Annotated in this window: 11 protein-coding genes and 1 riboswitch; of the genes, 4 read left to right on the forward strand and 7 right to left on the reverse strand. The window is 48.1% G+C overall.

The window, feature by feature from the left end; genetic code table 11:
* The 7 genes from HZB61_16050 to HZB61_16080 all read right to left on the reverse strand — a co-directional run.
* On the reverse strand, positions 1–296 hold a 296-nt coding region (locus HZB61_16050), incomplete at its 3' end, for a putative metal-binding motif-containing protein (protein MBI5058124.1).
* A 459-nt stretch (positions 297–755) separates the two neighbouring features.
* Positions 756–2,282 carry a pentapeptide repeat-containing protein gene (locus tag HZB61_16055; GenBank protein MBI5058125.1) on the reverse strand — a complete coding sequence of 509 codons (1,527 nt, stop codon included), beginning with the start codon at positions 2,280–2,282 and terminating at the stop codon, positions 756–758.
* A gap of 449 nt (positions 2,283–2,731) precedes the next feature.
* Complete coding sequence (locus tag HZB61_16060) at positions 2,732–3,643, reverse strand: NHL repeat-containing protein (protein ID MBI5058126.1); 912 nt, start codon at positions 3,641–3,643, stop codon at positions 2,732–2,734.
* A gap of 1 nt (position 3,644) precedes the next feature.
* A complete protein-coding gene (locus HZB61_16065; GenBank protein ID MBI5058127.1) occupies positions 3,645–4,949 on the reverse strand; it encodes a cytochrome C in 1,305 nt (434 codons plus the stop codon).
* 11 nt (positions 4,950–4,960) lie between these two features.
* Positions 4,961–7,021: a cytochrome C gene (locus tag HZB61_16070; protein MBI5058128.1), complete on the reverse strand. Its 2,061-nt coding sequence runs from the start codon at positions 7,019–7,021 to the stop codon at positions 4,961–4,963.
* Positions 7,022–7,072: 51 nt separating this feature from the next.
* Positions 7,073–8,737, reverse strand: a complete 1,665-nt coding sequence (locus tag HZB61_16075) for a peptidyl-prolyl cis-trans isomerase (GenBank protein ID MBI5058129.1) — start codon at positions 8,735–8,737, stop codon at positions 7,073–7,075.
* A gap of 135 nt (positions 8,738–8,872) precedes the next feature.
* Positions 8,873–9,550, reverse strand: a complete 678-nt coding sequence (locus HZB61_16080; protein ID MBI5058130.1) for a response regulator — start codon at positions 9,548–9,550, stop codon at positions 8,873–8,875.
* A gap of 338 nt (positions 9,551–9,888) precedes the next feature.
* Between HZB61_16080 and HZB61_16085 the strand changes: the two genes are divergently transcribed.
* The 4 genes from HZB61_16085 (at position 9,889) to HZB61_16100 (ending at position 16,326) form a co-directional block, all read left to right on the forward strand.
* Positions 9,889–10,860, forward strand: a complete 972-nt coding sequence (locus HZB61_16085) for a hypothetical protein (protein ID MBI5058131.1) — start codon at positions 9,889–9,891, stop codon at positions 10,858–10,860.
* Between the two features lie 122 nt (positions 10,861–10,982).
* Positions 10,983–11,060: riboswitch (cyclic di-GMP riboswitch) on the forward strand.
* Between the two features lie 27 nt (positions 11,061–11,087).
* Positions 11,088–12,335 (forward strand): cytochrome C, encoded by a 1,248-nt coding sequence (locus HZB61_16090; protein ID MBI5058132.1) that lies wholly within the window; start codon positions 11,088–11,090, stop codon positions 12,333–12,335.
* A gap of 241 nt (positions 12,336–12,576) precedes the next feature.
* Positions 12,577–13,974, forward strand: coding sequence for a YncE family protein (locus tag HZB61_16095; GenBank protein MBI5058133.1), 1,398 nt, complete (start codon positions 12,577–12,579; stop codon positions 13,972–13,974).
* A 114-nt stretch (positions 13,975–14,088) separates the two neighbouring features.
* The gene (locus tag HZB61_16100) at positions 14,089–16,326 is read left to right on the forward strand and encodes a hypothetical protein (protein ID MBI5058134.1); all 2,238 of its coding nucleotides are present in this window, start codon (positions 14,089–14,091) and stop codon (positions 16,324–16,326) included.
* The last annotated feature ends 46 nt before the right edge of the window (positions 16,327–16,372 follow it).

Raw genomic sequence — 16,372 nt, forward strand, 5'->3', positions numbered from 1 at the left:
AAGTCCAGCCTGCCGTCACAGTTGTTGTCTTTGCCGTCGCATATCTTCGGCGCTCCGGGATAGACTTTGTTGTCGTTGTCGTTACAGTCTGTTAACTTTCCCTTCGGACATGAAATGTCTCCGGGGCTGCCGTAACCGTCTCCGTCCACATCAGTACATGCCGCGTAAGCCGATGCGGAAAACAGTACAAAAAGAATTAACATAATAAGCGGGAATAGCTTTTTGGGAAGTAATGGATGTTTGCCCATGACGCGCTCCTTTGGTTTTTTGCCGTCAGCAAAGTTATTAGTTAGCAATAAAATTCAAATACAACCTACCTTCAGAAGCTACGCAATGAGTATGCCAACGAAGTCCGGTCTAATAACACATTGAAAAATGGCTGATTACAAAGTATTTCGGACGGCTTATTTAAATAATGAGAACAATATCTGGTGACTTTACCAGTTATATCTGGTGGTTTGACCGTGATCGTGAAGGCGGAGAAAAGCCCTGGGGGTGCTGCTGAGTGCATGGGCTGCCACACCGTTGTGCATATCCTATTATAAATAGGCTCAGGCGGACCCCCAGAGCATTCTTAAAGATATTATCGGCTCTTTAAATATTTTCCTGAAAAATACTCAACTGATATTCATAATATTACAACAAAGCGATTGCTCTTGCTATAAAAAAATTTGGAGGGAAGGTCCTGATCTCAGCGGTTTCAGGGGAGAGGAAAGGCGGCGTGTTGATTGACACGCCGCCTTTGTAAGCAGATTCTACAAGAGATGTCCCGTGCAGGTATTATTATGGTTGTTGCTGTTGGTGCCGTCAGGGCAGGTAGTGTTCCACCAGATCACATGATCTAAAAGAGCGCCTGACAGGTTAGCGCCCGTAAGATTTGCGTTGGTAAAATCAGCATAGCCCAGGTCGGCGCTGCTGAGGTCAGCCTGACCCAGGTCGGCCCGGACAAACACTGCACCGTACAAGTTTGCGCCAACCAGAATAGCGCCGCGCAGACAGGCGTTGCTCATGTCCACGACGTATAAGTCTGCGCCGGTCAAGTCACACTGATAAAGGTCAGCATACGGCTCTACGTAATTCGGACATGAGGCGCCCACACCGGAACAGACGTAAGGGCCTGCTCCTGCGCCGCCATGAATACATATGCTGGGCTGACCGGAGCAAGTCCAATCTGCTTCTACAGCGCACGTTGAACTGCATCCATCGCCTGACGCTGTATTGTGGTCATCGCATCCTTCAGCGCCATTCATTATGCCGTCTCCGCAGGTGCTGATGCGGTTACACAAACTGGGCTGCCCTGAGCAGTTCCAGCCTGCTTCTACATGGCATGAGGAATTACATCCGTCTCCGGAGATCGTATTGCTGTCATCGCAACCTTCTGCTCCGGAAATCAAGCCATCTCCGCACATGCCGCCGCTGCCTGTAACGATCTGAGCTGCGGTGCAAATTATGTCCCCGTTTGCGTTAAAGCCCGTGACAAAATAACCGGCCGGACAAGTCTGGCCGGCTGCCGCACAAATCCCCGGCACACCCTGCGAACCGGCAGGACCCATCGGGCCCTGAATACCTTGCGGTCCCTGGTCGCCTTTTAATCCCTGAAGACCTTGATCACCTTTAAGGCCTTGCGGGCCTTCCGGTCCTTGAAGCCCCGTAGTCCCTTGAATACCTTGCGGTCCCTGTGGCCCAACTGCGCCGTCCGCGCCTGCTAAACCTTGCGGCCCGGCAGGACCCATCGGCCCTTGAATACCTTGCGGGCCGGGTACCGGGTCAGTCTGCTCCAGATCTATTATGCGCTGCAACAGAAGCATTTCAGATGAATCAGCATATACAACCATCTGCGCCGCAGCAGGAGCAGATGCAATTACAACATTGTTATTTAAATATTCAACCTTAACTCCTCCGATATTGGAACATGCTGACCCGGCCCCATCGTGGTCGTCATCATCATCCTTGGACGTTGTTCTAAGCGAGACCGAACCCTTTAGAAGATTGCCGCGCTTCTTTTCATAAATTTTGCACCCGGTATCAGCCCTTACCAGTCGTATTAGGTCGTTTTTTGAAAGTGTTCCATTTGGGTCGGTAATGGAAAATTCCACTTCGATATCAGTTCCCTCTACCACAGCAATCTCACCGGTTGAGTTTGCCGTGTTCAGGATTGACAGTGTCACTGAGTAATCCTGGGCCTGTGCAGCGGACATGCCTGTCATTAAAAAAACCAGACAAGCCAATACAGAATAAAAGCTGATAATGCGGATTGAAAACATCCCTCGTTTTCGCTTCATAACAACCCCCTTTAATAAAAAATAATATTCGATGGAATTAATTCCACCTTCTCCTTATGGAGCAATCTTTATAAAAGAACCGGAGCATTTCAACCACTCCCCTCAAAGAGGGTCCCTGTAGAGAATCAGATTCTTGAAGATTAAGCAAAGTGTATGCTAAGGCAAAATAAAAAAATTATAATTATCAAGAATCAAATTTTTTCATTGTTTAGAAGTGAAATGCGGGCGGTACGTCAAAAAAGAACTGGTGATATTACCAAGCACATATGGTCATTTGGCTGAATGGCTGCCGAAATTAAAGGCTGCGGACAGTAGCTGGCAGTTAGTAGCCAGTAGATAGGGGCCCCAAACTACTGGCTGCTATCTACTGACTACCCTTTCAGGTGTCGTATAGAAATTCTGGAGCAGGCTTTCATCTCAGGAGGAAAATCTTAAACTGAGAATGGACACTATTTTAATATCGTAAATATCTGGACCCTGTTGTTGTCCGTGTCCGCTATAAAAAAATCCCCCTGATCGTTGATGCATATCTGGGACGGGTAATTCAGGAGGCCCTCTTTCCAGCCTCTCTCGGAAAGCTGCCCGAGGTAAGAGCCGTCCTGCCCGACAGCTATGATGCGGCTTCCATTTCTGTCTGTCAGATAAATACGCCCCCTGTTATCAGTGGCCATGCTGGTGGGAAATCTTATAAATTGTTTCAGGCTTTCAGTCAGAGGAGAAAAGACCGTGGCATTTTTTGCAGCGGTAAATATCCTGGCATTAACGCCGTCGAGCAATAAGACATTGTCTTTAAAATCAACCGATACGTCCGAGAAGAAACCGTAACTTCCGGGGAAAGGGATGAGTTTCTGGAATGTTCCCTCAGGGTTTAACACAAGCACCCGCCTGGAAAATATGTCCAGAATATATATATTGTCGTTCCTGTCTATGTCAAAACTTCTCGGTACAAATGATTCAGGCGAAGGCAGGCCTGACGGTTCGAGGTAACCTATAAATTTTCCTTCATTGCTCAGGCGCGCAATGCGGCGGGACCTGCTGTCAAGGGCAAAAACATCTCCCTTGGAATTCAGCCTGACCACTATGGGGTATGACAACTCAGGCACTTTGATTTCAGAGTCCTGTTTTACGGACTGGTCCTTGTAGGTATACCGCAGCAGTCTCCCGTTTTCCGAGTCGGCAACGATTACCAGCGCCTCTTCGTTGCACGTAACGCCCTCCGGGTGCCTAAGCCCGGCGCCTTTGCTGTCGGAATAGATCGACTGGACATGCATGATCTTTACTGCCCCCGCGCTGAAAGAATCAGCCGGCAGTAACATGATTGCCGCCATTACCATCATTATTTTGATTAAAGCCCCTCTCATCTTATCTCCTCTCAAGCTCCTTATGGCATTGGATGCAGGTCTCTGTAACGGTCTCAAATTGTGACATCGCGGGCTTGTTTCCTGTCCCGCAGGCCCTGTGACAGCTGATGCAATCCACGGACAGGTTTTTGTTCCTCGGGTCAATAATCTTTTCTCCCACCGGGTGCGTCGAATGGGTCTTCCAGTCGTGGCACTTATTGCATATGTCAAAGCTCATGGACGGTTTTGCGGTAAGTAAAACGTAATCGGAAGAATGCGGTGAATGACAGCTTACGCAATCCCCCTCTTTTACAGGCTTGCACAATTTCGTGTTCTTTGGATTGTCCTTTGATAAATGCTGAAGCTCCACAGTGTCCGCATGACACTTGCCGCAGACATCAATGACGGGGCCCGTCAGTAATTTTTTCTGTTTGGCGGCATGAGCATTATGACAGTGCAGGCACGAGTCCCTGTCGAGGAGGGGCCAGTGCACGCGGTTCTTACTGAATGTCTCGTTGACCATATCGTTGTGACAGTCCCTGCACATTTCGACCCCCTGCTTCTTTGTGGCAAGCGGGGATTGAGAGCCGGGTTCATTATGGCATTGCGCGCATTTTTTCTCAGCTACCGGCGCGTGCACTTCATCAAACATTATTACCGCCCTGTTCGAGCCGTGTGAGTCGTGGCAGGAATTGCACCGTGAGCTTGCCACCGGGTAATTCATGTGCTGGCGCGTAAAGGCCGGGTTGTCGGTCTTGTGGCATGTTATGCAGAGTGCGGGTATCTCGCTTTTCAGAAGTGAAACGAATTGAGCAGAGGCATGAGCGCTGTGGCATGAGAGGCAGTCCTCATCCACTGGCCTGTGCTTAAATCTGACGCTCTTGATCTTGTCGCTTATATCTTTGTGACAGTCAAAACAAAGCGCGTTGCCCGCCTTAAGGAGCACAGCCTTGTTATTTGAAGAATGAGGGTCATGGCACTTTACACAGTTGCCCTCAACAGCCAGCTTGTGTGCGCTGCGTGGGTTGTCCGGAATTACCTTCTTATGGCATTTGTAACAGATCTTGTTGCTGACCGTATCTAACAGTTTGCCCTGCTTGGAGGTGTGCGGGTTATGGCATCCCGAGCACTCTCCGATCTTTACAGGTGTATGCACAAAGCGGTCTTTGAGCTTTTCCTGGAAGTTCTTGTGACAGTTCAGGCAAACAGCTCCCTCTGCGCCCGGTTTGAGCTTGAATCTGTTTTCCGCCGGGTAAACAGATGAAGCAGCGGTGAGAGTAAATGTTACCAGCACTAAAAGATAGATTTTATATTTCATAAATTTCATAGAGTAAAATTTCATTTTTCAGTTATATGGCAATCCTTGCACGTTCCGGCCTTAAAAGGGTCATGCACGTCGTCCATGAAAAACTTCGGGCTTTTTGATGTATGCGAGTCATGGCATTTGTTGCAATCCATAATAACGGCGTCAATGCCGATGTGGGCCTTGTTAAAAGAATCCGCCTTATAATCATGGCATTCCCCGCAGAGAGACTGAACGGGTTTAACGGCCAGCGCGGGCTCCTCAGACAGATGGGGTTTGTGGCAACGCTGACAGGTCTGAAGGGTTGACAGGGAGTGAACATAGATCTTCTCGTCACACCACTTGGGTACAACAGCGGTTTCGCCCTCTGTCGCGGCTGCGGCCTTGGCCTTCTCGCACTCCTCTTTTCTGTTCATCCGCTCTTTAAGGTCCTTATGGCATGTCAGGCATAAGTCAGGAGTGGCTGACAGCAGGAGGCCTTTTAATTTTGCCTTGTGAGGGTTATGGCATTTTGAGCATTCCCCTGAGGAAAAGGTCGGATGTTCGCTTTTAATTTCCTTTATATCTTTCCTGAGGCCCGCTTCGTGGCATGAAAAACAGAGCGGCCCCTGGTTTTTTACGATCATCCCGGCAATATTGCTTCCATGAGGGTCATGACATGTAAGGCATTTCCCGGCTTTAAATACCGGGTGGGTCGAACCGTCCTTGACCTCTTTCATCAATTCGCCGTGGCATGTGACGCACATCTTAGGATCGTCCGGCTCTGTTAATAGGAGGGCGTTTTTGTCCGAACCGTGTGAAGCGTGGCACGAGGAACAAAAGCCGTCGAGCACAGGTTTATGGGTATTGGTCTTGATAAATTTCACTTCACTGTCCGGATGACATGTGTAGCAGACCTTGTCCATCCTCTCCCTGAAAATGCCCTTATAATTGGACCCGTGTGGATCATGGCACGTGCTGCACTTTTCTTTTGTAAATGCCGTATGGCTGACTTTTGCTTTCAGCTCATCCCTGGTTTTCGTATGGCATGAAAAACATAATTCCCTCTCGTCCCCGATAAGGAGTTTCTGGTACTTTGCGGCATGCTTTGCATGGCACGACAGGCATCCCTTCCCGCTTGCACCGGTTTTATGGGGGAATGAAACCTTTACGGCTTTTTCAGCATGACATGCAAAACAGAGGGTGTCACCTTCCCCTGCAAGCAGCGCGGGGTTCTCCGACGAATGTGTATTGTGACAGGGTGCGCACTTTCCTTCCTTAAACGGCGCGTGTTCAATATTGCCTCCCTCTTTAAGGTCAGAAGCCTTATGGCATTTGTAGCAGAGGCTGCTGCCTTGCCGGGTTGCCTCAAAGGGCTTTTGTGATGCGGGAGGGTTGTGGCATTCTTCGCACTTACCCTGAACAACAACGGGATGCGCGCTTGTCCTGAGGAGGGCGGGCTGTAGAGATGAATGAGGATTATGACAGCCTGCGCATGAGGAGGTTTCTACGGGATATCCTCCATGGGCCTTCTTAAATACCGGCTTGTCTTTTTCATGACATGAAAGACAGAGTGTCTTCTCCTCTTTGACAAGGAGGTTCGAATTATCAGAGCTGTGTGAAAAATGGCAGCTCCCGCACCCCTGGTCTTTCAGTATCTTATGAACAACCTTTTTCTCGAAGTTCTCTCTTTTATGACACTTATAGCACACCTCGCTGCCTTCAGCGCTCAAAAGGCTGCTGCCCTGTGACGCGTGAGGATTATGGCAGTCAGTGCACTTGCCGTGAGTAAGGGCCGTGTGGACCTTTGCCTTGTTCATACCTATCTTCTCCTGAGAATGGCATGAATAACAGAGTTCGTTGCCCTGTTTCTTTAAAAGGGTCTTTGGCACTAAGCCATGCCTGAGGTGGCAATCCTCACACTTTCCCGTTTTGACAACGGTGTGGATATTTTTCATCGTGAGGTACTTGTCCGCAAATTTGGTGTGACAGTCCAGACATTCTTTACGGCCGGTAGTCCTGCGTTCCGCGGGCGGGGCGCATGAGGACAAATAAATAATGCTTACGCACAAAAAGAGAAGCGCCGAGAGGACGGCGTATATATGTTTTTTCCGCATTGGCCTTTTTGTTAATGTCATATGTGAGTTTACCGGTTTCAATTTAGTAAGTTAGTATTCTTTAGTGTATACCTTTACTTCATAGACCTCGCGGAGTTTGGCTGCCCAGTCCTCAATGGATTTATTCACCTTGTCCTTGAAAATCTCTTTCGATATAAATTGCCTCGTTTCCTCAAAGGGCTCCGGTTTTGGAGGAAAGACATCCTGTATATACAAAACATAATAGTACTTCTCCGGGCTGGTGTAAAGCCTTACATCCCCGGACTTGACGCCGGACAATGTCTTAAGCACGTCCCCGGTCAGGTCCTTTGTTATTATCACAGTGCCCTCAAACTCCAGCAGCCCCTTGGCGTCCTTGTCCACCTGCCTCTCTGTGTTGGCGCTGAGCCATTTAAAGTCAGCCCCTTTCTTCAGTGCGTCCAGGGAGTTCTCAGCGTCTTCCTTTTTCAGGAAGACCATGCTGCTGATCCTCATCATTTCAGGAGAAGAATACTGGTCGATATTTTTTTCATAATATTTTCTCTCTTCAGCTTCGCCCACTTTGATGTCAGGCACAATGACCTTCTTCAAAAAAGAATCAAAGAGCAGGGAGCTCTCGTATTCCTTGACCATGCTTTTGTAAACGGGAGATTTGTCTATCCCCTGTCTTAACGCTTCCTTAAGCAGCAGCCTTTTCTGCAGTAACTCGTCGTAGAGCATCAGCCTTTTCTTGTCATTCAGTTTTTTCTTTTTAAGGGCCTTCTCTACCCCGTGGAAATACTTATTCTGCAGGGCTTCCGTCAGTTCAGCAACTGTGATGGGGGCCTCTCCCTCTATTTCAGCGACCACGCGCGTATCTTTAAGCAGTTTTTCAAATTCCTCTACAGAGGTTTCATAATCAAGGCCTTCGAGGACCTTCGCGTCTATCTTCGCGTATTTTTTTATCAAAGAGTCTTTCAGCTCTTCAAACGCCTTCTTCCTCTTGTACTCAAGGGCCTGCTTCCGGGCCTCCTCTTTGGCCGCGAGGTTTTCAGGCACGCGGACATCTTCAAGTTTAAAAATTATAAACCCGTAACTAAGATCGATGGCGGGGCTTATAGAGCCGATCTCCATCCGGGAGACCTCTTCCATTATCTTCGGCACGAGCTCCTGGCCTTTTATATATTCTCCCTCCCCTCTTCCTTTTGCGGTATTGTCAGCTATGGTCCTTTTCACTATTTCATCGAAATTACCATTTGCCTTTATCTCTTCCTCTGCCTTTTTTGCCGCGTCTGCTTTATCAAACAGGATGGATTTCAATTTAAATTCCCTGACAGCCTCTTTATAGAGCCTGTCGACCTCTTCATCATCAGCGGTCATCCCCCTGATATACAGTCCCTTCACAAGCCCGGTGAGAGTCTGCCGGGAGTTCTGCTCCATCATTTCTTTTACATCCGGCAGTTCGTTAAGCCCGATATTTGTTGCCTCCTGCCCTATGAGCCTCATGGTGATCATCCGGTCCAGTATTCCTTTATAATCTATCCTGCTTACCTGTGTTCCTTCCTTCGCTTCTGATTGCCCGGAATGAATGGAGGAAAGCATTTTATCGAATTCCCTGACGGTGATAGGATCATTATTGACCGTCGCCATTACTTCTTCCCCGTCAATTACAGGCAGTTTCTGATCGGCAGGAAATCCAGAAGACGCGGACAGGAACAGCATTGAAATAACAAATAATAGAGAAAGAGATTTATTCATTTTGCTCCGCTATAAACGACTTTTAAAAATATTTTCGGACCGGACTGAAGGCTTATCGTGCCGGGGTCAGCGACTTCACAAAAAAGATATTGAAGCATGTTCGGAATGACATTGCCGGCGGGACATTTTTTGTACTTAAATGAATTGGACCCCCGCCCTGTAATCACCATTTTCCTTAACGCTCCATTTAACAATGCCTGATTTGCTCCCCAATACGTCATCGAACCTGAGAAGGTCCCCGAAGAATACGGGACTGCCGGTCCTTAAGCCGGCGCCTCCCAGACTGATGTCTATGATATCACCCTGTAGCGTAGTTTTCAAATCCGAATCGTAAGAGACATAAATGGAATAATGGACGGTCCTTCTATACTGGGACCTTGGAAATTTTCTTTTCTCATTATTAAAATCGGTCCCGTCATTTTCTTCAGCATGGTGGAAATCTTCATCCGACAGTTCGTGATTAACAAACGCCTTGACTATGTCGAGCTCAATCGGTTTTGGAATAAAAAGAGACGCGTTGCCCGCGATTTTCTTCATCACATCATCATCTAAATATTCCGCGGTCATGACCACGACCTTTGTCTTGGGAGATGTCATGCGTATCCTCTCCATGATTTCCATCCCGCTTATGTCCGGCAGGTTCAGGTCGAGAAAGCAGATGTCATATTGATTTGAATTTATAGAATCGATTGCCTTCTTGCCGGTTTCGGCGATTGTTATCTCTCCTTTAAAAGCGCAGCTTACATTAAGGGCCTTTGACATCCCGTAGAGAATTGCAGACTGGTCATCAACTATCAGGATTTTTTTAACCATTTTTCTCTTTCAACAAAAAAACTTTCATGGACCCAATAAAGCAAATATTGTACCAAAAGGCGCAAGGCTAATTCGTCTCCTTTGAAATCGTTGTTTTAAGAATGGCAGACGACGTGCTGTTGATAAATGAGATAAAGCAACCAAAGCCTGAATCTGGTCAAAAGACCATACCGGCATGGTGGTAAGACCGGACAGTTGATGACAGCCAAAACAGGAAATCAATCCTGCTTCTTAATATAACCTCCAGTTTTTTAAATGGTTCTTCCATGACAGTTATGATGAATTTTTTCTGGCACAAGCCTTGCTCTTATCATTACAGAATGAGAGGAAATGAGACCATGAAAGGTAACGCGATACAAAGCAGACACAGGTTCTCAGTTGCTCTCTTATTAGCGGCCTTTGTCCTTCTGATGAGCGCCGAGTATGCGGCAGCAAAGGTCAACGGGGCAATTTATATGTATAACCTCTCGGATTTTACCGGCGTCATCCCTTATAACTGGTCTGCTCTGTCAGTTGATAAAGAGAGAAATGAGATATATGTCATCTACAAAAACGAAGTTGAGGTCTTTAATGAAAAGGGAATGAAGATCTACAGTTTCGGAGATGACGAAAATCTCAGGGGAGTTATAGCTGATGTTACAGTCGGCAGGGACGGGACGATCTTTCTGCTTCTGTCTGAAGGAGACATCTATTCCGTTGTGCGCTGCAATTACAGGGGAGAACCCGTGGCCCCAATAGATTTCAGGAATTTCCCCGGCCAGTTCTCAAAGTTCCTTCCCGGACGCATCATTTACAGGAACGGGGACCTTTACCTGGCAGACCTCGTGTTCTCAAAGAAGGTTGTCATCACTGATTCAGACGGCGTTTATAAGGACGGCTATGAACTGGATTCCATCCTTGCCCTCAAAGACATTGAAGGGAAGCCCGGCCAGGAAAAAGAGATTGCCGGTTTCAGCCTTGACAGAGACGGGAACATGCTTTTTACGGTCCCCACAATTTTCAAGGCATTCAAGGTGTCCTCTGACCGCAAGGTGCAAATGTTCGGCGAAGCCGGGAACATCCCCGGCAAGTTCTCCGTTGTTGCAGGCATCACGTCGGATGATGCGGGGAACTACTATGTTACAGACACATTAAAGAGTGTGGTCATGGTTTATGACAGGGACTTTAATTTTATTTTTGAATTCGGCTACCGCGGCGATCAGCCGGGTAATTTGATTGCCCCGAGAAATATGGTTGTTAATGACGGCTACTTATACGTTTCTCAATCAAGGAAAAGGGGAGTCAGTGTTTACAGAATTCTTCAGGATTGAGGCGGAGCTTGACACGAGACGGTGCAATTCCGCTTCAGATCAAAAAGGAGGTGATGACAGGGGGGCAGTAAAAAAAAGCATATGAAGTGAAGTTTGCCGGCTTTTGCCGGCAGGAAACATCCTCCGCAACAAGGTAAACCCATCGCAAGGTGGGGACACAAAGCTGACAGGTCCCGGACAGGGACGGCTGGGCTGCCGGAGAAAAAAAACAATTGGAGGATAAAAAGATGAAAGGATTAAAAATAGTTTTCGTTGTACTGGCTGCCGCCTTAATAGCTTTAGGCGCTGCAACCGCATATGCCTTCCACTCAGGCGGTGTTGCCGAGTGCATGGGCTGCCACAACATTCATGACGCAAAAAGCACAAGCGCACTTTTGGCAGGAACTGACATTAGTTCGACCTGTGTAAATTGCCACGGCGCATCAGGCGCAAGCAGCTATCACATAGTTACCCCTGACGCGGACATGCCGGCAGGCACACCTCCCGGAAACAGGACCCCTGGCGGAGACTTCGGATGGCTGAAAAAAACTTACACATACAGCCCGAGGGCCGGAAGCAACGTTGTTGATGCAGGCGACAGGCACGGGCACAACATCGTAGCAATAGACTTTACTTATAATGCTGACGCGACCAACCTGACAGCGCCGGGTGGAGACATGGACGCTACACAGCTTTCCTGTAACAGCTGCCATGACAACCACGGCAAATTAAGAAGGCTTTCCGACGGGACCCTTGCTACAACAGGCGCCCCGATCATCGGATCAGGCTCTTATGACACCAGCGTTGTTCCGCTTGCGGGACAGGCAGTAGGCGCTTACCGCCTTCTTCGCGGACCCGGTTCTACTGCCGGATCAGGCGGCAAGACTTTCACCGCAGTTTTTAACGCGGTAGTTCCAAGCACATATAACAGATCAGAAGCGGTTACCCCTACCCGTGTAGCCTATGGCGCGGGAATATCCGACTGGTGCGCAACATGCCATCCGGACATGCATTCAGGGACAAGTTCACTGATGACCCACCCGGTAAATCAGCCGATCGGCGTAGACGTTGCAGCCAACTATAACGCATATGTAGGCAGCGGTAACATGACAGGAAACTCAAACACATCATTCGACTCAATCGTTCCATTCCAGATGGACAACACAACTGATTTTGCAACACTCAAAGCAAAAGCAGTCAATAACGGCAGTGTAGCTACAGGACCTGCGTCGAGTGACAGAGTTATGTGTCTCAGCTGCCACAGAGCTCATGCAACAGGATGGGAATACATGACCAGATGGAACGCCACTGGAAACGAGTTCATCGCGGTTGAAGGCGTATGGCCGGGGACCGATTCACCTGTTGTTGCGGCCCAGGCGGCAAAATATTCACAGGGCCGTACAGTAGCAGAGACAACAAAGGCATACAATGACACAGCGATGCATTACGGCAGTTACCAGAGATCGCTCTGCAATAAATGCCACGCACAAGACTAAACTGTTCAGTGGAGGTTTGACCGCCTCTGCTCAATATTTAAAGGGCCGGCAGAAGCCGGCCCTTTTTTTCTTGCATTTTGGGTGTTATTACTCTACTATTTAATTTAAGAATTTCTTGGGAATTATGGTCCGGGACATAAGAATATTTTCTTCATTGCCTGTAAATGGGCAACTAAAGCCGCCCGATACCTTGGCCCCCGCGTTTTCCTGCCATTCAGGCAGATACCATTTGCAGGGGCTGATGATCGTTCTCGTCTTTTCATTATTTCTTTCAGGCTGCCAGTTCAAGTCTGGCCTTTTAAAAACTGCTGACGAAGACAGAAAGGAAAGAGGCGAAGTCCTTCTTTACACGCAGCCATTTCCGCAGGAGTCAGACAGGCTCAGGTTCAACATCGAAGAGATCTCAGCCGTGAGAGATGACGCCATGGTATTCCCCCTGTCTCCGGTGTTAAGCGAAATAAAATGCCGTGATATGAAAAGCCAGAGACTGTTGGCCACAGGCTGGCTGCCCCCCGGCCACTATACGGAGGTTTTATTCAAGGTAAAAAATGCATCCCTGGAAGTTGAGGACGGGGAGGCAAACCTCCTGGTGCCTGCCGGACCGGTAACAGCACCGTTTATGTTTGATGTCGGGAGAGAGATGTCATATGTCTTTTCCCTTGTATTCAACTATACACAATCCATCAAGGGGATGTTGAGCTTCAGCCCTTCGTTCTCTGTGTTCTTTCCTGAGAGACCGGTCGTCAACCTGTTAGGGTACGTATCAAATTCTGAATCAGACACTATCACGGTAATTGATAAAAAGGCGATGCAGGTAATAAATGTTATAGCAACCGGGAAAGGCCCACGAGGGATAGCCATAGATCAAGTCCGTAAAAGGGCGTATGTGGCGCTTTCGGGTGACGACTCCATTGACGTCATTGATATCACAGCAGGCAGGAAAATTAACACCATCCGCCTTAACCCCGGGGACAAACCACAGGAGTCCGCTCTAACGCCGGCCGGGACCCTGCTGATAACGGCAAACACAGGTTCGGACAGTATAAGTTTGATAGACCCGCTGGCCTTTATCGAATTAGACAGGATCGCTGTCGGCAACAGCCCCCATTCAATCGCAATTGACCCGGCGGGAAGGAGGGCGTATGTCTTTAATTCGCTTTCCAGCACGATATCCGTCATAGACCTTGCGAGCAGCTCCGTTGCGGCCACGATATCAACTGAACCGGGGCCGCTGCGGGGACAGTTTAACAGGGAAGGGAACAAACTCTATGTCATCCATGAGTGGTCGTCATACATGACAGTGATAGACCCGTTCACTCTTTCAGCGCTTGGCAGGGTCCGCATCGGGATGGGAGCGAACGCGCTTAAGCTTGATACAAGGACAAACTTAATATACGTGGCCAGGAAAAACGATATAATGGTTGAAGTTTATGATCCTTTTTCCGCTATTCCCATTGATTACATAAAAGCGGAGGGAAGCGCATCATACATCACCATTGACAGCGAGGAAAACAACCTGTATCTGATCGTGCCGGAGATGAAAACCGTGCTTGTTGTCGATATCGTCAGTAAAAAGATCGTCTCTAAAATAGATATCGGCAAAAGCCCCGCCTGGGTAACCATGATGGGGGAAAGGTAATCAGAAGCAAGAAGTAAGAAGTAAGAAGTTAAAAAATGAAGAATTATTAGGGCGAGACGTTGCCTCGACTGTTTGAATGCAAGAAATAAAATGACCTGGAAATTTACAGTTTAAATGAATAACAGCGGAAAACATCAGTCATTGTTGTCTCTCAAGCGCTCCAGAGGCATTATTTTTTTTTTACTGTCCCTTCTCTCATTGAATCATTTGTTGCTGCCCCGGGCTGCGTCTGCCGAGGGGTTGGGCGGTTACCTTGAGTTCAATTACAGTGACTCCGCTACAAAGACAGAGGACCAGACAGGAGAGACCACGAAAATAAAATCCGGCACGTTCAATCAGATCTACAACCTTTCCTTTCAGAAGACAATCTATCCGAACATCTTTCTGAACACAGGCGGCATCTTCAGCCAGGACACAACGCGTTCAGATACGGACGGGGACATTACAACGTCTTCGATCACTAACATGAGGCCCTTTGTTGACCTTACACTGAGAAACCAGACATTCCTCATCGGCGGGAGGTACAACATAAGAGAGGAAAAAACAACAGGCACTGACCTGCGCGCGATAACAAACGTTAATGAAAATTATGATGCGATCTTCGGCTGGGACCCTGAGGGACTGCCATCCATTGATTTACGTTATGAAAGGTCAAACCTCTATGACAGGGACCGGCTCAGCAGGGACACCGTAACCGACTTTGTCTCCATGACTGCCAGGTATATGCCGGAATACGGCCCACTTCAGGGACTCGACATACAATACCAGCCCTCATACAGGAAGTTACAGGACAAACTGGATGACATTGTTACCACAACCCTGTCACAAAACGGGAGGGTGACTTATTCCGATACTTTTTTTAACAGAAGGGTCTCCTTATTTACAAGCTATAACGTTGCCCATACCGAAACAGAGGTCACCACTTCGACCCAGACAGGTGAAGTAAGCACCCAGTTGTTTCCTTTCTCAGGGCTTTCCGCAATTGACGACACTCCCTCCTCAGATGCCCTGTCGCTGAATTCGGCCCTCATAGACGGCAACCTGACACAAAACGCGGGCATTAATATCGGGGTCCCCCCTTTCAGCGGCAATACTGATCAAAGAAATATCGGCCTTGACTTCGCTGCCGCTACAGAGGTCAACAACATTTTCATATGGGTTGACAGGGAGCTGCCCGCCGCGATCGCCAATGCTTTCAAATGGGACGTTTATACAAGCCCGGACAACCGGACCTGGACCTTTCTCGCAACCATTCCCGCTGCGTCTTTCGGGCCTTTTCAAAACCGCTTTGACATTAACTTTTCAAATGTCACGACGAGATACATAAAAGTTGTTACTATTCCCCTGACGACTGCCGATACAATCGGCGTGACTGGAGATTTTTCCGATATTTTAGTCACCGAGATACAGGCGTTTCTCAAAACGCCTGCCGGGACATCAGGAAAGCACGTGAAAGATTCAAGGACAAACAGCATCTATAACCTTGACGTAAGGACGAGGATCCTGGATGTGCCGATTCTTTATTATGAATTCTCGTACTTTTTTACAAAGGCCGCTTCAGTCCCCTCTGATTTCACGCTTTCCAACGGCTTTTCCCTGACTCACAGTTTCAGCAGTGTCATTTCAACTCAGGCGAGGGTCGCAAGAGAAGATGTTGTTCAGAATAAAGAGAACGGGGTAAATTATTTGTACAACGCATCGGTGACTGCCCGCCCCTTAAAGACACTTACCCACACGCTGAACTACAGCGGAATAAGCGAAGAGCTGGGAGGGGAAAAGAGCACTACAAATTCCGTTTTCCTCAATAACATCGCGGAACTTTATAAGGGTTTAAACGTTAACCTCAACGGCGGGGCAAGCCTTGAAACAAAAGACACCGGGGAGAAGACAACCAACACTATTTACAGTGTCGGCTCCGGTATTGTCCCGCACAGAAGAGTTACCATCGACCTTTATTACTCAAGCGCGGACACGAAACAGACAGGCGCCGGCCAGGAGGATTCCACTGATGTTACCAAAAGAGGAACGTTCAGCGTCTCCTATAAACCTTTTGATACCGTATATCTCTTTGTCTCATTCGAAACGATCAAAACCTCAGACAAGACGAGTGATCTGCAGAACTACGGGGTCAACTGGGCCCCGTTCCCTGACGGCTCTCTCCAGTGCGCGTTCTCTTATAACGAAAGCCTTACGTCCGACGGAGACAAGATCAGGCTGATAAACCCGAACATAAGATGGAACATAAGCAGTAAAACCTTTCTGGACCTCTCGACACAGTTTCTTAAAAGTGAAGCTGTGACCCAAAAATCCGACAGCGTTGTATCAAGCGCCACGTTCAGGACGGTGTTCTGATAATGGCGCGGAAGTGTATGATAGAATAAATTTGAATATCACAGGA

Source organism: Nitrospirota bacterium (assembly GCA_016214845.1).
Taxonomy (GTDB): domain Bacteria; phylum Nitrospirota; class Thermodesulfovibrionia; order UBA6902; family UBA6902; genus SURF-23.